At 75.7% G+C, this 20193-nt stretch carries 20 protein-coding genes; 13 read left to right on the forward strand and 7 right to left on the reverse strand.

Annotated elements, in window-relative coordinates:
* Positions 1-81 precede the first annotated feature (81 nt).
* From J5Y05_RS03685 to J5Y05_RS03695, 3 genes are all read left to right on the forward strand, one after another.
* The gene (locus tag J5Y05_RS03685) at positions 82-858 is read left to right on the forward strand and encodes a DNA primase (RefSeq protein WP_210868270.1); all 777 of its coding nucleotides are present in this window, start codon (positions 82-84) and stop codon (positions 856-858) included.
* Complete coding sequence (locus tag J5Y05_RS03690; protein WP_210868271.1) at positions 855-1943, forward strand: SRPBCC family protein; 1089 nt, start codon at positions 855-857, stop codon at positions 1941-1943. Before J5Y05_RS03685 ends, J5Y05_RS03690 begins: the two co-directional genes overlap by 4 nt.
* A gap of 107 nt (positions 1944-2050) precedes the next feature.
* A complete protein-coding gene (locus J5Y05_RS03695) occupies positions 2051-2842 on the forward strand; it encodes a GvpL/GvpF family gas vesicle protein (protein WP_210868272.1) in 792 nt (263 codons plus the stop codon).
* A 96-nt stretch (positions 2843-2938) separates the two neighbouring features.
* Here J5Y05_RS03695 and J5Y05_RS03700 read toward each other — a convergent pair whose 3' ends face one another.
* Both J5Y05_RS03700 and J5Y05_RS03705 read right to left on the reverse strand, forming a co-directional pair.
* Positions 2939-3787 carry a class I SAM-dependent methyltransferase gene (locus J5Y05_RS03700; RefSeq protein ID WP_210868273.1) on the reverse strand — a complete coding sequence of 283 codons (849 nt, stop codon included), beginning with the start codon at positions 3785-3787 and terminating at the stop codon, positions 2939-2941.
* 145 nt (positions 3788-3932) lie between these two features.
* Positions 3933-5447, reverse strand: a complete 1515-nt coding sequence (locus tag J5Y05_RS03705) for a bifunctional phosphatase PAP2/diacylglycerol kinase family protein (protein ID WP_210868274.1) — start codon at positions 5445-5447, stop codon at positions 3933-3935.
* 123 nt (positions 5448-5570) lie between these two features.
* On the opposite strand from J5Y05_RS03705, the gene J5Y05_RS03710 reads away from it, so the two are divergent.
* On the forward strand, positions 5571-7190 hold the full coding sequence (locus tag J5Y05_RS03710; RefSeq protein WP_210868275.1) for an ABC-F family ATP-binding cassette domain-containing protein: 1620 nt from the start codon (positions 5571-5573) through the stop codon (positions 7188-7190).
* An 86-nt stretch (positions 7191-7276) separates the two neighbouring features.
* Here the strand turns inward: J5Y05_RS03710 and J5Y05_RS03715 are convergent, their stop codons facing one another.
* Entirely contained in the window at positions 7277-8398 is a 1122-nt protein-coding gene (locus tag J5Y05_RS03715) for a baeRF2 domain-containing protein (RefSeq protein ID WP_210868276.1), read from the reverse strand.
* A gap of 59 nt (positions 8399-8457) precedes the next feature.
* Here J5Y05_RS03715 and J5Y05_RS03720 point away from each other — a divergent pair, with 59 nt between their 5' ends.
* Complete coding sequence (locus J5Y05_RS03720; RefSeq protein ID WP_210868277.1) at positions 8458-8739, forward strand: DUF6158 family protein; 282 nt, start codon at positions 8458-8460, stop codon at positions 8737-8739.
* Between the two features lie 45 nt (positions 8740-8784).
* Here the strand turns inward: J5Y05_RS03720 and J5Y05_RS03725 are convergent, their stop codons facing one another.
* Both J5Y05_RS03725 and J5Y05_RS03730 read right to left on the reverse strand, forming a co-directional pair.
* Positions 8785-9333 carry a type 1 glutamine amidotransferase domain-containing protein gene (locus J5Y05_RS03725; RefSeq protein ID WP_210868278.1) on the reverse strand — a complete coding sequence of 183 codons (549 nt, stop codon included), beginning with the start codon at positions 9331-9333 and terminating at the stop codon, positions 8785-8787.
* 246 nt (positions 9334-9579) lie between these two features.
* Complete coding sequence (locus J5Y05_RS03730) at positions 9580-9987, reverse strand: DUF2795 domain-containing protein (protein ID WP_210868279.1); 408 nt, start codon at positions 9985-9987, stop codon at positions 9580-9582.
* Positions 9988-10180: 193 nt separating this feature from the next.
* Here J5Y05_RS03730 and J5Y05_RS03735 point away from each other — a divergent pair, with 193 nt between their 5' ends.
* The 5 genes from J5Y05_RS03735 to J5Y05_RS03755 all read left to right on the forward strand — a co-directional run bounded on the left by J5Y05_RS03735 (position 10181) and on the right by J5Y05_RS03755 (position 15234).
* Positions 10181-10573: a hypothetical protein gene (locus J5Y05_RS03735; RefSeq protein ID WP_210868280.1), complete on the forward strand. Its 393-nt coding sequence runs from the start codon at positions 10181-10183 to the stop codon at positions 10571-10573.
* A gap of 285 nt (positions 10574-10858) precedes the next feature.
* Entirely contained in the window at positions 10859-11656 is a 798-nt protein-coding gene (locus tag J5Y05_RS03740) for a SigB/SigF/SigG family RNA polymerase sigma factor (protein ID WP_210868281.1), read from the forward strand.
* A 194-nt stretch (positions 11657-11850) separates the two neighbouring features.
* The gene (locus J5Y05_RS03745) at positions 11851-12759 is read left to right on the forward strand and encodes a hypothetical protein (protein ID WP_210868282.1); all 909 of its coding nucleotides are present in this window, start codon (positions 11851-11853) and stop codon (positions 12757-12759) included.
* 187 nt (positions 12760-12946) lie between these two features.
* Positions 12947-14191: an aminotransferase class I/II-fold pyridoxal phosphate-dependent enzyme gene (locus tag J5Y05_RS03750; RefSeq protein WP_210869679.1), complete on the forward strand. Its 1245-nt coding sequence runs from the start codon at positions 12947-12949 to the stop codon at positions 14189-14191.
* Positions 14188-15234: an MBL fold metallo-hydrolase gene (locus J5Y05_RS03755; protein WP_210868283.1), complete on the forward strand. Its 1047-nt coding sequence runs from the start codon at positions 14188-14190 to the stop codon at positions 15232-15234. The genes J5Y05_RS03750 and J5Y05_RS03755 overlap by 4 nt, the downstream gene beginning before the upstream one ends.
* Before the next feature lie 79 nt (positions 15235-15313).
* Here the strand turns inward: J5Y05_RS03755 and J5Y05_RS03760 are convergent, their stop codons facing one another.
* A complete protein-coding gene (locus J5Y05_RS03760) occupies positions 15314-15937 on the reverse strand; it encodes a DedA family protein (protein ID WP_210868284.1) in 624 nt (207 codons plus the stop codon).
* Entirely contained in the window at positions 15934-16707 is a 774-nt protein-coding gene (locus J5Y05_RS03765; protein WP_210868285.1) for an MBL fold metallo-hydrolase, read from the reverse strand. Before J5Y05_RS03765 ends, J5Y05_RS03760 begins: the two co-directional genes overlap by 4 nt.
* 82 nt (positions 16708-16789) lie before the next feature.
* Here J5Y05_RS03765 and J5Y05_RS03770 point away from each other — a divergent pair, with 82 nt between their 5' ends.
* The 3 genes from J5Y05_RS03770 to J5Y05_RS03780 all read left to right on the forward strand — a co-directional run bounded on the left by J5Y05_RS03770 (position 16790) and on the right by J5Y05_RS03780 (position 20193).
* Positions 16790-17191 carry a hypothetical protein gene (locus tag J5Y05_RS03770; protein ID WP_210868286.1) on the forward strand — a complete coding sequence of 134 codons (402 nt, stop codon included), beginning with the start codon at positions 16790-16792 and terminating at the stop codon, positions 17189-17191.
* A gap of 155 nt (positions 17192-17346) precedes the next feature.
* Positions 17347-19581, forward strand: a complete 2235-nt coding sequence (locus J5Y05_RS03775; protein WP_210868287.1) for an alkaline phosphatase family protein — start codon at positions 17347-17349, stop codon at positions 19579-19581.
* A gap of 186 nt (positions 19582-19767) precedes the next feature.
* On the forward strand, positions 19768-20193 hold the full coding sequence (locus J5Y05_RS03780; RefSeq protein ID WP_210868288.1) for an OsmC family protein: 426 nt from the start codon (positions 19768-19770) through the stop codon (positions 20191-20193).

Raw genomic sequence — 20193 nt, forward strand, 5'->3', positions numbered from 1 at the left:
GCGCTGTCCGGAGGCGCAGTTCCAGGACCGGCTGGAGATCGCGACGCGCGCGAGCGCGGGATGGGGCGACGGGACGTCACCATGAATCGAACCGGAATGGGCCTCGCGGTAGGGGCTGGATACCTGCTGGGACGGACCAGGAAACTGAAACTGGCCATCGCCGTGGGCACCCTGGCCGCGGGCAGGAAGCTCAACCTGACGCCCAAGGGCGTGGCCGAACTGGTCTCCACGCAACTGCGGGAGAACCCGCAGTTCAAGGAGATCGGGGACCAGCTCCGCACCGACCTGCGCGGTGTCGGCTCGGCGGCCTCCGGCGCCCTCGTCGAGCGCCAGATCGACGGACTCGCCGACCGCCTGCACGGTCGCACCGCCGACCTGCGCGACCAGCTCTCCGGAGCGGTGCCCGAAGCAACGGACGGGGAACCGGAGGACACCGAGGACACCGAGGACACCGAGGGCGCGGAGGAGACCGAGGGCGCCGACGAGCCTCGTGACGCCGAGGAACCGGAAGGCGCCGAGGAGTCGGAGGAGCCCGAAGAGCCCGAAGAGCCCGAGGAATCCGAGGAGCCCGAGGCGTCGGAGGACACCGGTGAGCCCGAGGGCGGGACAGAGCCCGAAGCCCCGGCGGAGCACAAGCGCGGCGAACGCCGTGCGTCGCGCGGCGACCGGGAGGCGAGGAGGGCGTCCTCCCGAGCGCGCAGGACGGACGAGAAGGCCCCCACCAGAAAGGCCACCGTCAGGAAGACGGCGGCGAAGAAGGCGCGGCTCGCCGGAAAGGCGGCGGGTGAGCGGACGGAGTCGGTGAGCGCCCCGCGCGCCACCCGGACCAGGCCCCCGAAGGGCGGCGGTGAACGATGACGGACACCCTCGGAGCGGCGGCCTCCAAGGCGGGCAAGGCCGCGAAGGAGAACCCGATCGGCGATCTGGCCCGCAGCGAGGCGGTCGACCGGCTCAAGACGGAGGTGCAGGAGTACCTGGCCGCCCAGGCACAGCGCCTGATGGCCGGGGCCGGCCGCAAGCTCGGCGAGACCACGGGCAAGCTGAACGACATCGCCGAGGGCAACAGCCCCGGCATCGCCCGGCTCGCCCTCGAAGGCGGGCGCAAGATCGCCGAGGGCAAGGGCCCGTTGCGCAGCGTGGTGGAGGCCGGCGCCTCCCACGCCAAGGACAGTGTGACCGGCGCGGTGAAGAACCTCGGCGGCGGCGGGAAGGACAAGGGCGAGCGTCAGCCGGGCGCCGGACAGAAGTCGACGGTGATCATCGAATCCGTCGACGTCGGCGTACCGCTGCGCACGGCCTACGACCAGTGGACGCAGTACGAGGAGTTCAAGAGCTTCGCCAAGGGCGTCCAGAACGTGAAGGTCGCCGACGACACGACCTCCGACTGGCAGCTCAAGATCCTGTGGTCCAGCCGCGCCTGGAAGGCGACCACCACCGAGCAGGTGCCGGACGAGCGGATCTCCTGGACCTCGGAGGGCGCCAAGGGCACCACACGGGGCGTCGTCACCTTCCACCGGATCGCCGACCGCCTCACCCGCATCGTGCTGGTCATCGAGTACTACCCCCAGGGGTTCTTCGAGAAGACCGGCAACATCTGGCGGGCCCAGGGCCGCCGCACCCGGCTGGACCTCAAGAACTTCGCCCGGCACATCACCCTCATGGGTGAGGCGGAGGACGGCTGGCGCGGCGAGATCCGCGACAGCGAGGTCGTCCAGGAGCACGAGGACGCGGTCGCCGAGGAGGAACGGGAGGCCGAGGAGGCCGACGAGCAGGGCGAGGGACCGGACGAGGAGCCGGAGGACTCGTACGAGGACGAGGAGGAGGACGAGGACCGGGACGAGGACGAGGACGAGGAGGACGACGACGGGGAAGCGGGCGACGGCGAACCCGACGACGAGTACGACGACGAGGCCGAGGGCGACGAGCGGGGGAACCGTCCATGACCACCCCGAGCCCGCTCCCCGATCCCTGAGGCCGGGGCCGGAGCGCGAACCACGCCGACATCCCGGAACGGGTACTGGACAAGGGCTTCCGGAAAGGAGCCGGCACCATGACGGGACTGCGCTACGTGTACGCCGTCTGCCGGCCCTTCGGCGCCGCGCTCCAGGCCCAGTTGCCGGGTGTGGCGGGCGCCCCGCCGAGACTGCTGACCCACCACGGCCTGGTCGCGGTGGTCAGTCACGTGCCCGAGGCCGACTTCTCGGAGGAGGCGCTGCGGGCTCACCGGGACGACCCGGACTGGCCGGCCGGCACCGCGCGGGCCCACCAGCAGGTCGTCGACGCGCTCACCGCCGTGACCACACCGCTGCCGCTCCGGCCGGCCACCGTCTTCCGGGACGACAGCGCCGTCCGCGTGATGATCGAGCGGCGCGAGGAGGAGTTCCTGCGCACCCTGGACCGGCTGGCGGGCCGGGTGGAGTGGGGGGTCAAGGTGTATGTCGACGCGCCGGAAGAATCCGCCGAATCCGCCGAATCCGCCGAATCCGCCGAACCGGCGTCCCGGTCCGCTTCCGGACCGGACCACCCGCGGCAGCGGGCCGAGGAGTTCGCCGCGCGGCTGCACGCGTCGCTCTCCGCCCGCGCGGACGACGCCCGGCCGCACGCGCCGCGGGACCCGGGGCCGTCGGGCGCGGCCGGCCCCGATGTCCTGAACGCCGCCTACCTCGTGCGGCGGGACGCCTCCGAGGAGTTCGTCGAACGGGTGGACCGCGCCAGGGACGACGTCCCCGGCCTCCGCGTGGAACTGACCGGCCCGTGGGCGGCGTACTCCTTCGCGGGCGAGGAGACGGGCGAGGAGACGGCGGAGCCGGAGGCCGGCGAGAGCGCGGGTGAGCGCGCATGACCGTCGGCGAACGCCGCGAGACCGGCCCTCGGTGACCTGGACCTGGGCACACCGGCCGCTGCCGCGCCGCGAGTGAACCCGGGCCGCGCCGACTCGTCAGGCGCCGCCCCCGCCCGCGCCTCCCCGGCCGGGCTCGCGGCACAGGATCTCCCCGTGCAGCACGGCGAACCAGCCCTCCGGCCGCTCCCCCCACTGCCGCCACGCGGCGGCAACGGCCCGCAGTTCCGCGTCGGTCGCGTGGCCGCCGGACGTGGCCCGCCCGGCGTACGCGGAGGCCACGGTGCGCTCCGCCCACAGGCCGCTCCACCACCGCCGTTCCTCCGGTGTGGCGAAGGTCCAGGTGGCCGAGGTCGCCGTGACGTCGGTGAAGCCCGCCTCCAGCGCCCAGGCCCGCAGCCGCCGCCCGGCGTCCGGCTCGCCCCCGTTGGCGCGGGCCACCCGGCGGTAGAGGCCGAGCCAGTCGTCCAGCCCGGGGATCTCCGGGTACCAGGTCATGGCGCCGTAGTCGGCGTCGCGGACGGCGACCAGTCCGCCCGGCCGGACCACGCGCCGCATCTCGCGCAGCGCCGCCACCGGATCGCCGACGTGCTGGAGCACCTGGTGGGCGTGGACCACGTCGAAGGAGTCGTCCGGGAAGCCCAGGGCGTGCACGTCCCCGGCGGTGAAGTCGACGTGGCCCAGGCCCCGTTCGGCGGTGCCGGCCCGCGCCCGCTCCAGGATCGCCGGCTCCCGGTCCAGGCCCGTGACGTGACCGTCCGGGACCAGCTCGGCCAGGTCGGCGGTGATGGTGCCCGGTCCGCAGCCGACGTCCAGGACTCTCATGTCCGGGCGCAGCGAACCGAGCAGGTACGCCGCGGAGTTGGCGGCGGTGCGCCAGGTGTGCGACCGCAGCACCGACTCGTGGTGCCCGTGCGTGTAGACGGCGGTCTCCCGCGGTGTCGGCATGGCTGAACCCCTTCCCGGCGACCTGGCACACCGGCACGCGGGGGTCTCGCATGCCCCGCCCGGCGCCGGGACCACCGTACGCCCGCCAGCCGTATGGTGAGACCCGTGTTTCACCATACGGACTGAGGGTGGCCGGGGAGGAGGGTCAGGGCGTGGCGGCGGAGGGGCGGCTGCCGGAGAGCGGACGGTAGACGGTGAGCGCCTCGGGCAGCTTCTCCAGCGTGAGGTCGCCCCGCGTCTCGGTGAGTTCCCCGTCGTACGCGAGCAGCGTGCCCGGCGCGACCCCGGCCAGCCGCAGCCGCGTCACCCGCACCGCGGCGTGCGCGGGGGAGCGGGTCAGCGGACCGGCGAGGGCCGCCGACAGCAGGCGCAGCGCCGGCCGCCGTCCCCCGTGCACCACCCGGACGTCCAGCTTCCCGTCCGCCAGGTCCAGCCGCCGCCCCGGCGCCAGGCCCATCCGGTGGTACGTGCCGTTGCCCGCGAACAGCATCCACAGCGGGCGCCGCCGCCCGGCCACCCGCGCCTCCAGCGGATGCCGGTCCGCGCGCAGCACCCGTACCGCGGCGAGCACCCCGGCAGGCCAGCCGCCGATCCGGTGCGAGCGCCGCTCCCGCTCGCGCACCAGTTCCGGGTAGACGCCGAGGCTGAAGGTGTTGAGGAAGATCCCGCTCCGCCGGCCCGACGCGAAGCGGCCCACGTCCACCCGGACCCCCTCGCCCCGCTCCAGCGCCCCGCACAGGTCCCGGACGTCCTCCACGCCCAGGTCGTAGGCGAAGTGGTTGAGCGTGCCGCCCGGGAGCACCGCCAGCGGCAGCCCGTGCCGGAGCGCCACCTCGGCGGCGGCGTTGACCGTGCCGTCGCCGCCGCACACCCCGAGCACCTTCGCCCGGCCCGCCGCCCGCTCCAACTCGGCTGCCAGGTCGTCCGGTTCACACTCCACGACCTCCGCCAGGGGCAGTTCCTCGCACAGCGCCCGCACCCGGTCGGCGGTGCCCGAACCGACGTTGGCCACCATCACCAGTCCGTCGCCCCCCGACAGCGCAGGCACCCGCGCCCGCGGCCGGGCCGGCGGCAGGAGCTGCGCCCGCGTCGGGACCATGCCCCGCACCGCGAACGCCGCGACCACCCCCAGGGCCGCGCCCGCCACCACGTCGCTCGGGAAGTGCACGCCCGTGTAGATCCGGGAGACGGTGACCGCGGCGGCCGGCGCCACCACCACCGCGCCCCACGCCGGGGACTCCAGCGCCACCCCCGTGGCGAAGGCGGCGGCCGACGCGGCGTGTCCCGACGGGAACGACGTGGTGATCGGCTGCCGGCGCAGCCGCCGCACCAGCGGCACCGGGTCCAGAGTGGGCCGGGGGCGGCGCACCGTGCGCTTGCCGAGGGTGTTGATCGTCAGGGAGGCGAGGCCGAGGGAGGCCAGACCCCGGGCGGCGGCCCGGCGGGCCCGCGGGGTGCGGGACGCGGCCAGCGCCGCCGCCACCGCGCACCACAGCACGCCGTGGTCGGCGGCGCGGCTCAGGCCGGGCAGCAGCGGGTCGGCACCGGGCCAGCGCCGGGCGGCGACGGCCTCGAACACACGCCGGTCCAGCCGCAGCAAGGCGGTGCGCAGCGGGCGCGGGCCGGGCGTCGGGGCGGTGAGGTCTACGTCGGGGCTCATGGCACCCGCCTACCCCGAGGACGCCGTTTCCTGCGGGCCCCGTCCGCCGCCGCCCCGTACCGGCCGGTCCGCCGGGGGAAATGGGTTTGCCACGGGCCGGGCCGGGCCACAGAATCCGGTTCCATGGGTCATCTCGAAGCCGCGCACCTCGAACACCACCTTCCCGACGGGAGGCCGCTCCTCGGCGACGTCTCCTTCCGGGTGGGGGAGGGCACCGTCGCGGCCCTCGTGGGACCCAACGGGGCCGGCAAGACGACCCTGCTGCGCCTGCTCGCCGGTGAACTGACCCCGCATGGCGGCGGTGTCACCGTGGGCGGCTCCCTCGGCGTGATGCGGCAGTTCGTGGGCTCCGTCCGCGACGAGACGACCGTCCGCGACCTGCTGGTCTCCGTCGCCCCGCCGCGCATCCGCGAGGCCGCCCGCGCCGTCGACACCGCCGAGCACGCGATCATGACCGTCGACGACGAGGCCGCCCAGCTCGCCTACGCCCAGGCCCTCTCCGACTGGGCCGAGGTCCGCGGCTACGAGGCCGAGACCCTGTGGGACATCTGCACCACGGCCGCCCTCGGCGTCCCCTACGAACGGGCCCAGTGGCGCCAGGTGAGCACCCTCTCCGGCGGTGAGCAGAAACGCCTCGTCCTGGAGGCCCTGCTGCGCGGCACCGACGACGTGCTGCTCCTCGACGAACCGGACAACTACCTCGACGTGCCCGGCAAGCGCTGGCTGGAGGAGCGGCTCGCCGAGACCCGCAAGACGGTCCTGTTCGTCTCCCACGACCGCGAACTCCTCGCCCGCTCCGCCGATCGGATCGTCTCCCTCGAACCGGGCCCCGCGGGCGCCGACGCCTGGGTGCACGGCGGCGGCTTCGCCACCTTCCACGAGGCCCGCCGCGAACGCTTCGCCCGCTTCGAGGAACTGCGCCGCCGCTGGGACGAGAAGCACGCCCAGTTGAAGAAACTCGTCCTGACGCTCCGTCAGGCGGCGGCGGTCAGCCACGAGATGGCCTCCCGGTACGCGGCGGCCCAGACCCGGCTGCGCAAGTTCGAGGAGGCCGGCCCGCCGCCCGAGCCGCCCCGCGAGCAGGACATCCGCATGCGCCTGAAGGGCGGACGCACCGGCGTGCGCGCCCTCACCTGCGAAGCCCTGGAACTGACCGGCCTGATGAAACCCTTCGACCTGGAGGTCTTCTACGGCGAACGCGTCGCCGTCCTCGGCTCCAACGGCTCCGGCAAGTCCCACTTCCTGCGCCTGCTCGCCGGCCAGGACGTGGCCCACACCGGCCACTGGAAGCTCGGCGCGCGCGTGGTCCCCGGGCACTTCGCGCAGACCCACGCCCATCCGGAACTCCTCGGACGCACCCTCCTGGACATCCTGTGGACGGAGCACTCCCAGGACCGGGGCGCCGCCATGTCCCGGCTGCGCCGCTACGAGCTGACCCGGCAGGCCGAGCAGACCTTCGACCGGCTCTCCGGCGGCCAGCAGGCCCGCTTCCAGATCCTGCTGCTCGAACTCCAGGGCGTGACGGCCCTGTTGCTCGACGAGCCGACCGACAACCTCGACCTGGAGTCGGCCGAAGCCCTCCAGGAGGGGCTGGAGGGCTTCGAGGGCACGGTGCTCGCGGTCACCCACGACCGCTGGTTCGCCCGCTCCTTCGACCGCTACCTCGTCTTCGGCAGCGACGGCCGCGTACGGGAGACCACCGAACCGGTGTGGGACGAACGCCGCGTGGAGCGGGCGCGGTAGGGGCGGGCGGCTCGTCACCCTGGGGCGGGGGGCGGAGGAGGGAGCGGTCGGGGTCCGTCCTGGAGGGAGGGGGAGGCGCCGTCGCCCTACCGCCAGCGGAGCAGGGCGCCCAGGCCGCCGACCGGGACGTCGTCCGCCGCCTCGTGCGGCAGGGCCGGCACCACCGAGATCGCCGGGGCGCCCGTCATCACCGCGGAGCGCAGCAGCGCGTCGTCCGCACGGGCCGACCAGGCGTCCTGCTCGCCGAGCGTCCGCAGCTCCGTACGCCGCACCGCGAGCTGGTCCGGGTCCTCGCCGATCCACACCTCGCGGTGGGTGTCCGGCGCGTCCGGGATGACCAGCAGCTCGTCGATCCGGTGCTCCCGGGCCGCCGCCACCAGCGCGGGCACGCCCTCGGCCGCGCCGGCCCGGCCGTCGTCGTCCGGCGAGCGGGCGGCCAGGAACCGTTCCAGGTCCTCCCGGGCCCGCTCCCGCACGTGGTCGTCGCGCAGCCGCTCCACGTCCTCGTCGAGCAGCCGGCTGCCGCTGCCCCGCCGGGTCTCCACGATCCGCTCCTGGAGCCGCTTGGGCAGCCGCTCGTGCACGGACCGCCGTTCCCGGTCGTCGCCCACCAGGATCAGCAGATCGGCGCCGGTCTCCTCCTGGCAGGCGGCGAGCGCGTCCGCGACCTCGGCCGCGTTGTGCTCCCAGGTGTTCTCCACCCGGAGCTGGAAGTGCCGCTCGGACCAGTCGACGGTGCCGGTGCGGTGTATCGGCCACTGCCGGCCGCTCACCGTGCCCGCGTCCCAACTGCCCAGCGCGCTGCGCAGCTCGAACGCGGCGCCCCTGTGGTCCGCGTAGGCCACCACGCACAGCGGGTCCTCGCCGGCCAGCTCCAGCAGCGGCGCCACATGCGGCAGCGGCGCCCAGCGCGCCGAGTTCCCGGCCTGCGGGGGGCGGGCCAGCGGCGGGTCGAGGATCACCTGCCCGGCCCGCGCGAAGAGGGCCCGCCCGTGCGGATCGGTGGAGTGGCGCAACGCGGTCAGCGCCTCCCGCACGGCGTCGCAGGTCGCGTCGTCCGCCCCCTGCCCGGCCAGCTCACGGGCGAGAGCGGCGGCCGTCAGCTCCCGCTCGTGCGAGGTGTCCTGCGTGTGCCGGGACAGGTCGACGTAGACGGAGGCCCAGGGTCCCGGATGTTCGTAGAGCGGGTGCAGAAACGCGAGATCCATGGCTCCCTCCCGGGTGCCGCTCGGGGGTGGTACTGCTCCGGGGCGGGTACCCGGGCCGCATGAACGAACACGACACGTGGGACGACACCATGACCGGAGTGGACCCGGGGCGCCTGGACGACCAGCAGCTCATGAAGGAGCTGGAGACCATCCACCGCACGCGGCACGACACCCTGCTGTACGGGTCGGACGACGCGCTGCGGGCGCACAACGCGCGCATGGCGCAGTTGGAGGGCGAGTGGCTGCGCCGCAATCCGCGCCGCCCGGTCGCCTCCGGCCGCACCCGCGAGGGCGCCCGCGAACGCCACTCCGGAGAGCACACCGCCCCCACCGCCGGCTGATCCGGCCGGCGGTGGGGGCGGTGTTCCGTTCTGTGTGCTGTTCTGTCAGACGTGGGCCTGGGTCTTGGCGAACTCCGCGAGGAAGGTCTCGCAGAACGCCTTCAGGTCGGCCGGCTTGCGGCTGGTGATCAGCGTGCTCGGCGCGTGGTCGCAGACCTTGACCCGCTCGTCGACCCAGGTGGCGCCCGCGTTGCGCAGATCGGTCCGAAGGCTCGGCCAGGACGTCAGCACCCGGCCGCGGACCACGTCCGCCTCGATCAGCGTCCAGGGGGCGTGACAGATCGCCGCCACCGGACGGCCCCGTTCGAAGAACCCCTTCACGAACGACACCGCCGACTCGTCGGTGCGCAGGAAGTCCGGGTTGGCGACGCCGCCGGGCAGCACCAGCGCGCCGAACGCGTCGGCCGAGGTCTTCGCGGCCACCTCGTCCACGGGGAAGGTGTCCGCCTTGTCGAGGTGGTCGAATGCCTGGATCTCACCCGGGCGGGTCGAGACCAGGACGGGTTCGTGCCCCGCGTCCTTCGCCGCCCGCCACGGCTCGGTCAGCTCGACCTGCTCCACGCCCTCGGGCGCGGTCAGAAATGCGATGCGCATCAGGTTCGTCATCCTCTCGTGGCACGTTGTGGGCATCTCGGGTGTCGTACGTCGTGTGTCGTACGTCGTGCGTCATGTGGCGTGTCGTCGTGTCGGGCGCCCGTGTGCAGTGAGGTGCGGCGGCGTGTCGCGTGCCTCGTACCGGCGTGTCGGGGCGCTCCGAGGCGCCGTCGGGACACGTCCGGGCGTGTCACGGCACGCCGCCCGCGCGGGGCTCCCACCCGCCACCGCGCTCCTCGCGGCCGTCTACGCGACGCCGGGCGCGGGAGGTCCGGACCGGCCGCTCTCGGTCAGGGCCAGCGCCAGCTCCTGCACGTTGCCGTAGCGGGCCTTGTGGGGCAGCCGCCGCAGGCCGTCGACGAGGGCGTCGGGCGCGTTGCCCCGGCGCAGGACACGGCCCAGCTCCCGGGGGCCCGCGGGAAAGGTGCCGCGGGTCAGGTTCCGGGCCAGTTCGAGCCGGAGCGCCTCCAGGTACGACGGTCCGCGCCCCGGCGTCACGGGACCGTTCACGACGTCGGGATCGTCCTCGGCGGTCGGCTCCGGGTCGTTCCACTCCTCGGTGCGCGTGGGGTGCCCGGACCGGAGCAGGCCCTGTAGTTCGTGCTTCATCTCGTCGTCGCGGTGGACGCTCAACCGGTCACTGCCTCGCTGCATGTCTCCCTCCACATCCTCAGGGGTGCCGACCGCGTACCCGACCGGGGCGGGCCGACACGGATTCCCCCGGATGGGCACGCTCCGTTTTCCCTGTGCCGCCTTATCTGTTCGAGTAGGTGGCGGTTTGTCCGGGTCTGTTGGGGAACCCGGCCCCCCGTCACCCCCACGCCCACCCTGTCGGGAAGGACGGATCATGGCGGTGCTCGCTGTGTTCATCCCGGTCCTCATGCTCGGCGTGGTGCTCGCCCTCGGCCGGTACGAGGACCTGATGCTGCCGCGGCCCGACCCCCCACCCCCTGAGGACCCACCCCCCACCCCTCCGGAGCCGACCGCCTCCGCGTCGACCGCCTCCGCGCCCACGGCGCCCGCACCGACCGCCGAGCCGCCCGCGGCCCCCGCCCCGACGGCTTCCGCGCCTGCGGCTTCCGCGCCGACCGCCTCGACGCCTGAGGCCCACGCCTCCGCCGCCTCGGCCACCGCCTCCGCCCCTGCCTCGGCCGCCTCCGCCCCTGCCTCGGCCGCCTCCGCCCCGGCCGCGTCCGCGTCCGTGGCCCCCGCGTCGGCCGATCTCCCCGCCGGCCGCTGACCGGACGGCGAAGCCGCCGGAGGTTTGGCGGCCGGAGGGGCGGGCAGGCGCAGGCCAGTGCTTCGGACAGGAGGCACGTCCGTGGGAGCGGCGCCACGCCGGCCCGGACGCGTCCGTCCCGGACCGGAACGCCCTCCCACGGTGACCGCCCGAACCGAGGGCCGTGCCGTCGCGCCCGTCGGCGCCCGCCCCGCACCCGTCCGGCCGCCGTGCCGCGCCGGGTGCCGCCCGCGCCGCCGGACCGGTGCGCCGGCCGGCCCGCCCCGAAGGAAGTGGCGAGGCACCATGCAGACCGCAGCGGGCGCGAAGCACCCGCACGACGACGCCCCCGACACCGCCGACGCCTTCCGCCGCCTGGCGGCGCTGCCTCCCGGAGCGGAGCGGGACGCGCTCCGCGACCGCGTCGTGGCGGCCTGGCTGCCCATGGCCGAACGGCTCGCCGGACGCTTCCGCGACCGAGGCGAGAGCATCGAGGACCTCCGCCAGGTCGCCGCCCTCGGCCTGGTCAAGGCCGTCGACCGGTACGACCCCGGGCGCGGCAGCGCCTTCGAGAGCTACGCCGTGCCGACCGTCACCGGCGAGATCAAGCGCCACTTCCGCGACCACCTGTGGACCCTGCACGTACCGCGCCGCGCCCAGGAGCTGCGCCGACGGGTCCGCGACGCCCTCCACGAACTCGCCCAGAGCGACCCGGGCCGCCGCCGGCCCACCGTCCCCGAACTGGCCGCGCACACCGGCCTCGACGAGGACGACGTACGCGCCGGACTGGAGGCCCTGGAGAACCTCACCGCCCTCTCCCTGGACGCGGGGCTCCCCGGTACCGGGGACGGCTCCTCGCTCGCCGACGCCCTCGGTGCCCCCGATCCGGCCCTGGACACCGTCGTCGACCGCGAGGCCGTCCGGGCACGCCTGGCCGCGCTGCCGGAGCGCGAACGCGCCATCCTCTACATGCGCTTCTTCGACGACATGACCCAGAGCCGCATCGCCGAGCGGTTCGGCATCTCCCAGATGCACGTCTCCCGGCTGATCACCCGCTCCTGCCACCGCGTCCGCGACCAGGTCCTCCGCGACCCGGCGGCCTGACGGACGTACACCCCGCCCCGGGGCCCGCCCGGCCCGCCCTCCCCGAACCCGCCCCCCGGGCCGGTCGTCACCCGGCCGGGCGGGCCGGTCCCGCGAACGGCGCACGGTGGCGGGCGCCGGACGCCGGGACGGGCTGTGATGGCGTGGGGTGCGAGGACCGTGCCCCACGGCCGTCGCCCGAAGGAGCCCGTCCCATGCGCCGCACCGCCGGACCCGCGCGCGGCACCGCCCGCGCCCTCGTCACCACCCTGTTCGCCGGCGCCGCCCTCGGCGTCTTCGCGGGCACCGCACCGGCGGACACGGGCCTCCCCGCGCACCCGGCCGACGCCGCCGTACCCGGCCCGGCCGCCACCGACCCGCTGCCCTGCGATCCGGTCCCCGAGATCCCCGACGCCGATCCGCCCGTACCCGGGGAGGACCCCGCCGCCTGGCACACGCTCCCCGGCGCGGACGCGCCCGCCCCCGACCCCGCCTACGCCGGCACCACCCGCGCCCTCGCCGTCACCGGCGCCCCGTCCGGCCCGGCCGCCACGGACACCACCGCACCCGACCCGGAGACCACCGCACCCGACCCGGACCCGGACACCGCCGCCCCCGGCACCCGAGCCCGCGACGCCTACGGCCTGCCCGCCGACGACGGCGACGACGACCTCCTCGGCGCCCCCGGCCCCGACCGGGCGGCGGACGGCGGCTGCCCACCCGTACCCGGCGACGACGCGCTCTGGGGCGCCGAACCCGGCGAGGACGCGCCCTGGGCCGCCACCTCGGCCCTGCCCCAGGGCACCACCCGCCCCACCTGCCCCACACACCCCACGCATCCCACCCCCGGCGACCCCTGCGGCACCCCGGAACCCCCGTGCCCCACCTCCCCGCACGACGAGTCCCACGACACCCCCACTCCGCACGGCCGGCCCGGCGGAGCCACCCCGCGCGGCTCCTGCGCCACCACCTCGCCGGAGCACGGCGTACGGGCCGGACAGGGCGGCGCCTTCACCGGCTCCGTGCCCGCCCTCGCCGCCGGGGGAGTGCTGATCGCGGGCGCGCTCGGCGGTGCCGCGCACCGGCTGCGCCCCCGTACGCGCCGGGGCGGCGGGGAGCGCTGAGCCGGAGCGGGCGGGCGCCGTGGTCCACGCGACAGGGACCGCAGCCATGAGGGGGCGGCACGGTGGGTACTTGGAGCACGACCGGCGCCCCGATCACGAGCCCGATCACGACCCCGATCACCACCCCGATCACCGCCGGACGGCAACGGCGGTGGGCGACGGCACCACGGACGGCGTGGAGGTACGCATGCGGCGGACGGACCCCGAGGGGCACGGCCCCGTCCGCTACGGTCCGCCGCTCCCCCGCGACGGACTCCCGGTCCTGCCCGAACTCGCCGCCGTCCTCGCCGCCGCCGCGGGCCGGGGCGACGACGAACCGGCCGGCGGCGCCCCCGCACTGCTCGACGCCGCCCACGGCTACTGGGACCGGCGCGGACTGCCCGCCGGGACCAGCCCCGTGGCCGCCGCGCCCGGCGCCAACGCCCTGCTGGTCGCGCTGACCGCCGCGCTCGGCGGAGACGTCCTCGTGCCCCGCCCCTGCGCCGCCTGGTGGGCCCCGTACGCGCGACTGCTGGGCCGGCCCGTCTTCCACGTGCCGACCCCGGCCGAGTCCGGCGGCGTCCCCGACCCGTACGCCCTGCTGGAGACCGTGCGCCGGGTCCGTGCCGAGGGCGGCGACCCCCGCCTGCTGGTGCTCTCGGTCGCCGACGACCCCACCGGCACCGTCGCCCCGCCCGACCTGCTCCACGAGGCCGCCCTCGCCGCCGCGGACGAGGGACTGCACCTGGTCAGCGACGAGACCTGGCGCGACACCCTGCACGACCCGCGCGCCACGGTGCTGCTCAGCCCCGCCGAGATGCTGCCCGGCCGGGTGAGCGTCGTCACCGACCTGGCCGGCGCCCTGCTCCCCGCGGGCTGGCCCGCCGCCGTCGCCCGCCTGCCCGGCACACCCACGGGAAGACGGCTGCACGCGCGCGTGCTGGACGTCCTCACCGCGCTCGGCGCCCGCCTCGCCCCGCCCGTCGCCGCCGCGGCCGGGTACGCCCTCGCCGAACCCGAGCCGGTCACCGAGCGCCGGTCCGCCGCCGTACGCCTGCACGCGCGCCTCACCGCCGCCCTGCACACCGCCGTGACCGGCGCGGGCGCCACCGCCCGGCCCCCGCAGGCCGGCCGCCAGCTCTACGCCGACCTCTCCCCCCTGCGCGACGCGCTCGCCACACGCGGGGTCGGCGACGCGCAGGAACTGGAGGACCACCTCACCGCCCGGCTCGGCATGCCCGCCCCGGGCGGCCACCGCTTCGGCGACGATCTCCAGGCCCTGCGCGTCCGCCTCTCCACCGGCTCGCTCACCGGCGCCACCGACACGCTGCGCGCCCGGTGCCTCACCGCCCCCGACCCCCTGGAACTGCCCCACGTGCACGACGCGTTGACCGCTGTGCAGTCGGTCTTCGACGATCTCCGCGACGCTCAGCGATGGGAGCCCCTTCGATGACGCAGCAGTCCCGGCCGGTCCCGAGCGGCAGCCTCCCCGCCCGCGAGGGCGCCACCACCGCGCCCGCCCCCTACCCGCCGCTCGCCGAGCCCCGGCCGCCGGCCGAACGCCGGGTGTGGCCGCGGGCCTTCCACGACCGGCTCACCGCCCCGCTGCCGGGACTGCGGGCCTTCGCCCGGTTCGCCCGCGAGGGCGCGGTCAGACCCGGCCCCGCGGGGCTCGCGGACATCCCCCGGCTGCCGTACGAGCCCGGACCGCTGCCGCGCGTCGGCACCCGCGCCGTCGCCGTCACCTGGGTGGGGCACGCGAGCTGGGTGGTGCGCATAGGCGGGCTCACCGTGCTCACCGACCCGGTGTGGTCCCGCCGCATCCTCGGCACCCCCGCCCGCGTCACCCCGGTGGGCGTCGCCTGGGAGGCCCTGCCGCGCGTCGACGCCGTCGTCATCAGCCACAACCACTACGACCACCTGGACGCGCCCACCCTGCGCCGGCTCCCGCGCGAGACCCCGGTGTTCGCGCCGGCCGGGCTCGGCCGCTGGTTCCACCGCCGCCGCTTCACCCGCGTCACCGAACTGGACTGGTGGGAGGCGGCGGCGCTCGGCGGGGTCCGCTTCGACTTCGTGCCCGCCCACCACTGGTCCAAGCGCAGCCTCACCGACACCTGCCGCACGCTGTGGGGCGGCTGGGTCCTCACCGCGCCGGACGGCCGCCGCGTCTACTTCGCCGGCGACACCGGATACGGCCACTGGTTCGGCCGCATCGGCCGCCGCTACCCCGGCATCGACCTCGCCCTGCTGCCCATCGGCGCCTACGACCCCCGCTGGTGGCTGCGCGACGTGCACTGCGACCCGGAGGAGGCGGTCCGCGCCGCCCGGGACGTCGGGGCCCGCCGGATGGCGCCCATGCACTGGGGCACGTTCGTCCTCTCCGCGGAACCGGTCCTCGAACCGCTCACCCGCGTGCGCGCCGCCTGGGAGGCGGCCGGCCTGCCCCGCGAGGACCTGTGGGACCTCCCCATCGGCGCCTCCCGCGTACTGGAGTAGCGCACGCCCGCGCCCCGCGGTCCCCGCACCACCCCACGCACCCGCGCGCCACCCGACGCACCCCCGCGTCACCCCCGGCCTACGCCTTCGCCGGCCTCCGCAGCCGCCGCCACACGCCCGGCGCCGCGCCGACCACCACGGTCAGCCCGACCGCCGCGGCCACCCCCTCCCACGGCTTGCCGAAGAGCGAACCGCTCAGGATGCCGATGAGCTGGTACGTCACCGCCCACGCCAGGCACGCCGGAAGGTTCCCCCGGGCGAAGCGCCGCACCGGCCACCCGGCGAGCAGGCAGGCCAGCATCACCGGGATACGGCCCGCCGGCACCAGCCGGGAGAGCACCAGCACGCCCACCCCGTGCTCGGCGAGCTTCTCCCGCGCCTGGGTCAGCCGGTCCTCCGGCGCCCGCGCCCGTATCGCCTCCAGCCAGCGCGAGCCGTTGCGCGAACCGACCCCGCGCCGCCCCAGCCAGTACAGCGCCAGGTCCCCGAGGAACGCGGCCAGCGACGCCGTCACGAAGACCACCGCCAGCGCGAACGGCGCCGTCTGGTGCACCGCCACCACCGCCGCCGAACTGACCAGCGCGCCGGTCGGCACCACCGGCACCAGCGCGCCGATCAGCACCAGCAGGAACAGCGACGGATAGCCGAGGGCCTGCTGGGTCGGTTCGGCCGGGATGCTCGCGGGCACGCCCAGCCAGCTCACCTGGGGACCTCCACCCGTGTGCTCTCGCCGTGCCCCAGCCGGTGCACCGCCACACCCGGCGCACGCATCGCCGACAGGCGCACGAACTCGTCACCCGGCGTATGGAACTCATGGGGGCGCACGGCGTCGAGCCCGATGGGCCAGAAGGTGCCGTAGTGCACCGGGACCGCGCTGCGCGGCGCCAGCCGGGCCACCGCCTCGGCCGCCCGGCCCGCGTCGAGGTGGCCGTGGCCGAGGTACGGACCCCAGCCGCCCACCGGCAGCAGGGCCGCGTCGACCGGTCCGACCTCCTCCTCCATGCCCTCGAAGAGACCGGTGTCCCCGGCGAAGTACGTGCGCGCCTCGCCCTCGATCACATAGCCGAGCGCGGGCGCGCGGTGCGGGCCGAGCGGCAGCCGCCGCCCGTCGTGACGCGCCGGTACGGCGCGTACCCGCAGGTCACCGAGGGAGACCTCGTCTCCCGGCGCCATCTCGCGCAGGTGCAGATGGCCGAGCCGGCGCAGCCCCGGCACCGCCTGGGGCGCACCCCGGGGCACGAGGAGGCGCGTGCCCGGCGCGAGCAGCGCCAGCGACGGCACGTGCAGATGGTCGGCGTGCAGGTGCGACACGACCGCCACGTCGGCCCGCCGGGCGTCCGCCGGCGGCACCTCGCCCCGTCTGCGGCGCAGGTGGGCCAGCCTGCGGGCGAAGAGGGGATCGGTGATCACACGTGTGTCCGAGTCCTCTACCGTGCAGGTGGCGTGACCCCACCAGGTGACCTCCACCGGCACCCCTTTGCCTCCTTCGCGCGACTCCCCGAAGCCTACGTCCAGGAGTAGGGTCGGCGGCGAAAACGGGAGGTGATGGGGGACCATGAGGCCGGTGCGGGTGACGGCGATCGCGAGTCTGACACCGCTGGAGAGGCTGGAGGACGACCCGTTCCTGGTCGACTCCCGCAGCCAGCACGCCATGTGCGCCCGCTGGGCCGCAGAACGCGGTCTGGTCATCGCCCGTGAACTGCTGGTCTGCTCCCTGCGCAGCGACCACGACGCCCTGTGGGACGGCGTCCGCCCCGGCCACGACCTCTTCGTGGCCCCCAGCCTGCGCGTCCTGGAGTGCGCGCTGTCCTCGGTGGAGGAGTTCACCGCCGAGTGCGCGCGGCGCGGGGTCCGCGTCGAGACGGTCGGCCACGCGGAACCGGCCTACGACGCCCGGATGAAGGCGTGCGTGCACCGCAGGCTCTCCATGCCGACGGCGGGGTACGACGGCCGCTGACCCCTGCCGCGTACCGGAGGGCTCACCCGGAGGGGACCGGGCGGCACGGGGGGCGTGAACCGGACCCAGGGGGACAAACGGGCACACCGGAGCGTTGTGACAGGGTGGTGAGGGCCCGATCCGACCACGGGCCGGGACGTGAGGTGTGCGCAGCGATGGGTGGAGGGCGTTGGCGCCGGGCCGCCAGCCAGATCGGGCGGAGTGTCACGGTGTGGGCCGTCTCCACCGTGACCATGCTCGTGCTCGCCGGCATCCTGCCGGACTTCCGGCTCCAGTCGGCCGACGGCGACAGCGCGACCCAGATCGCGGTGACCGCCGCCTTCGGCGCGGGGGCCTTCGGCGTGCTCTCGGCGCTGGTGTGGCCGCTGCTGGTACGGCTGCTGCTCCTGGTGCCGGCGCTCGTCCTCGCGCTGCTGGTCTTCTTCCTCAACGGCGGGCTGCTGCTGCTCGCCCTGCACGTCAATCCGGCCGCGCGCGGCGGGGTCGCCCCGGAGACCGCGGTGGTGGTGGCCGCGGTGATGTCCGCGGTGGCCTCCGCGACCGGCGGTGCCCTCGCCGTGCGCGACGACGACGCCTACCGGCGACGGCTCTACCGCCTCGCCGACCGGCGCCGCCGCCGGGTCCGCCCGCCCGCCCCCGCCGGTCCGGGCACGGTCTTCCTCCAGCTCGACGGCGTCGGCCACGACGTGCTCACCGACGCCGTCGGCCAGGGCCTGATGCCGACCCTGGCCCGCTGGCTGGGCCGGGACGGCTCGCCCGCCTCCCACCGGCTCGACCTCTGGCGCACCGACTGGTCCAGCCAGACCGGCGCGAGCCAGCTCGGCATCCTGCACGGCAGCAACCACGACGTCCCCGCCTTCCGCTGGTACGAGAAGCACAGCGGCGAGGTGATGGTCTGCAACCGCCCGTCCAGCGCCGCCGAACTCCAGCGCCGCGCCGCCCGGTACGCGGGCCACCCCGGGCTGCTGCACACCGACGGCGCCAGCCGGGGCAACCTCTTCGGCGGCGGCGCCGACGAACAGGCCCTCGTGCTCTCCATCGCGGCCCGCCGCCGCAGCCGCGAGACCCGCTCCCGGGCCGGCTACTTCGCCTACTTCTCCGATCCGGCCAACGCGGTCCGCACCGCCCTGTCCTTCGTCGCCGAGGTGGCCCGGGAGATCGCCCAGTCGCTCCGCGCCCGGCTGCGCGAGGAGCGTCCCCGCGTCTCGCGCGGCGGCCTCTACCCGCTCGTCCGGGCCTTCGCCACCGTCGTCGAACGGGACGTCGTCGTCGCCGCGGTCATGGGCGACCTGCTCGCCGGCCGCACCGCCGTCTACGCCGACCTGGTCGCCTACGACGAGGTGGCCCACCACTCCGGGCCGCGCAGCCGGGACACGGCCAAGGTCCTCCAGCGGCTCGACCGGGCCGTCGCGCTGATCGAGAAGGTCGCCGAGCACGCCCCCCGGCAGTACCGGATCGTGGTCCTCTCCGACCACGGCCAGAGCCCCGGCGAAACCTTCCGCTCCCGCTACGGACTGACCCTCGGCGACCTGGTGCGGGCCGGCTGCGGACTGCCCGTGCCGCGCCGGGCCCGGCGCACCCGCAGCGGCGCCGAGGCGCGGGCCGCCGTCCGGGCCGCGCTGCACCGGCCGGTCGAGGAGGGCGAGGAGCGCTACCGCCCGGCGGGCCGCCGCTCCGAGCCCATCGTGCTGGCCTCCGGCAACCTCGGCCTGGTCTCCTTCCCCGCCGTGCCGCACCGGATGAGCGAGGAGGAGATCCACGCCCGGTACCCGGCGCTGCTGCCGACCCTCGCCAACCATCCCGGCATCGGCTTCCTGCTGGTGCGCAGCGAGGAGCACGGCGGGGTGGTGCTCGGCGCGCGCGGGGCGCGGGTGCCGCTGGACCGGCTGGACGAGGAGCCGGGCCCGCTCGCGCCGTTCGGCCCCGGTGCCGCCGACGCGGTGCGCCGCACCCACTCCTTCCCGAACACCGCCGACATCATGGTCAACTCCATCCACGACCCGGCCGACGGCGAGGTGCTGGCCTTCGAGGAGCAGATCGGCTCGCACGGCGGGCTCGGCGGCGCCCAGTCGCGGGCCTTCCTGCTCTCCCCGCTCGCCCTGTCGGCGCCCACCGCGAGGACCACGACCACCTCGGACACCCCGGACGCGCCGGGGGACGGGGCGGGGATCGTCGGTGCCGAGGAGGTCCACCGGGTGCTGCGCCGCTGGCTCGGCGAGTCCGGCCTCCCCCTGACGCCCCTGAACGGCCCCCGTCCCGCCGCCCCCGAAGCGGCATCGGCGGAAGCCGCCGTACCGGAAGCCGCCGTACCGGAAGCGGTCGTACGAGGAGCAGCCGTGGCCGGAGGAGCCGTGCCCGAGGCCCCCGTCCCGGACGACGGCCCCCGCTGACGCACACCGCACCCGCCGACGCACCAGCCGCACCCGCCGTACCCGCCGAACCCGCCGTCCGCGCCCCCGCGTTCAGCGGACGGCGGAACGGCCTTGCGGGTGCGCCGGGCCGGAGTGTGATCGGATGGAGCGGGAACCCGACCCGGGTCCCCACCGCACACCGCCCGAAAGCGAAAGGAATCCGCCGTGGCAACCACGCGCTCCGCACACACCGTCTGGGAAGGCAACCTGCTGGAGGGCAACGGCGTCGTCACCTTCGACTCCTCCGGCATCGGCCAGCAGCCGGTGTCGTGGCCCTCGCGCGCCGAGCAGGCGAACGGGAAGACCAGCCCGGAGGAGCTGATCGCCGCCGCCCACTCCAGTTGCTTCTCGATGGCGCTGTCGCACGGCCTCGCCGGCGCCGGCACCCCGCCCACCAAGATCGTCACCTCGGCCGACGTGAGCTTCCAGCCCGGTGAGGGCATCACCGGCATCCACCTCACCGTCGAGGGCACCGTCCCCGGCATCGACAACGACGCGTTCGTCGCCGCCGCCGAGGACGCCAAGAAGAACTGCCCGGTCAGCGCGGCCCTGACCGGTACCACCATCACCCTCTCGGCGAAGCTCGCCTGA

Origin of the sequence: Streptomyces tagetis (assembly GCF_018069565.1) — a bacterium.
GTDB lineage: Bacteria > Actinomycetota > Actinomycetes > Streptomycetales > Streptomycetaceae > Streptomyces > Streptomyces tagetis.

Coding starts and splice junctions, on each gene's coding strand:
- J5Y05_RS03700 (WP_210868273.1), bottom strand. CDS start 3,787: ATGCCGACACCGCGGGAGACCGCCGTCTACACGCACGGGCACCACGAG.
- J5Y05_RS03725 (WP_210868278.1), bottom strand. CDS start 9,333: ATGCGCATCGCATTTCTGACCGCGCCCGAGGGCGTGGAGCAGGTCGAG.
- J5Y05_RS03690 (WP_210868271.1), top strand. CDS start 855: ATGACGGACACCCTCGGAGCGGCGGCCTCCAAGGCGGGCAAGGCCGCG.
- J5Y05_RS03715 (WP_210868276.1), bottom strand. CDS start 8,398: ATGGATCTCGCGTTTCTGCACCCGCTCTACGAACATCCGGGACCCTGG.
- J5Y05_RS03710 (WP_210868275.1), top strand. CDS start 5,571: ATGGGTCATCTCGAAGCCGCGCACCTCGAACACCACCTTCCCGACGGG.
- J5Y05_RS03730 (WP_210868279.1), bottom strand. CDS start 9,987: ATGCAGCGAGGCAGTGACCGGTTGAGCGTCCACCGCGACGACGAGATG.
- J5Y05_RS03755 (WP_210868283.1), top strand. CDS start 14,188: ATGACGCAGCAGTCCCGGCCGGTCCCGAGCGGCAGCCTCCCCGCCCGC.
- J5Y05_RS03745 (WP_210868282.1), top strand. CDS start 11,851: ATGCGCCGCACCGCCGGACCCGCGCGCGGCACCGCCCGCGCCCTCGTC.
- J5Y05_RS03735 (WP_210868280.1), top strand. CDS start 10,181: ATGGCGGTGCTCGCTGTGTTCATCCCGGTCCTCATGCTCGGCGTGGTG.
- J5Y05_RS03705 (WP_210868274.1), bottom strand. CDS start 5,447: ATGAGCCCCGACGTAGACCTCACCGCCCCGACGCCCGGCCCGCGCCCG.
- J5Y05_RS03685 (WP_210868270.1), top strand. CDS start 82: ATGAATCGAACCGGAATGGGCCTCGCGGTAGGGGCTGGATACCTGCTG.
- J5Y05_RS03775 (WP_210868287.1), top strand. CDS start 17,347: ATGGGTGGAGGGCGTTGGCGCCGGGCCGCCAGCCAGATCGGGCGGAGT.
- J5Y05_RS03695 (WP_210868272.1), top strand. CDS start 2,051: ATGACGGGACTGCGCTACGTGTACGCCGTCTGCCGGCCCTTCGGCGCC.
- J5Y05_RS03740 (WP_210868281.1), top strand. CDS start 10,859: ATGCAGACCGCAGCGGGCGCGAAGCACCCGCACGACGACGCCCCCGAC.
- J5Y05_RS03770 (WP_210868286.1), top strand. CDS start 16,790: ATGAGGCCGGTGCGGGTGACGGCGATCGCGAGTCTGACACCGCTGGAG.
- J5Y05_RS03720 (WP_210868277.1), top strand. CDS start 8,458: ATGAACGAACACGACACGTGGGACGACACCATGACCGGAGTGGACCCG.
- J5Y05_RS03750 (WP_210869679.1), top strand. CDS start 12,947: ATGCGGCGGACGGACCCCGAGGGGCACGGCCCCGTCCGCTACGGTCCG.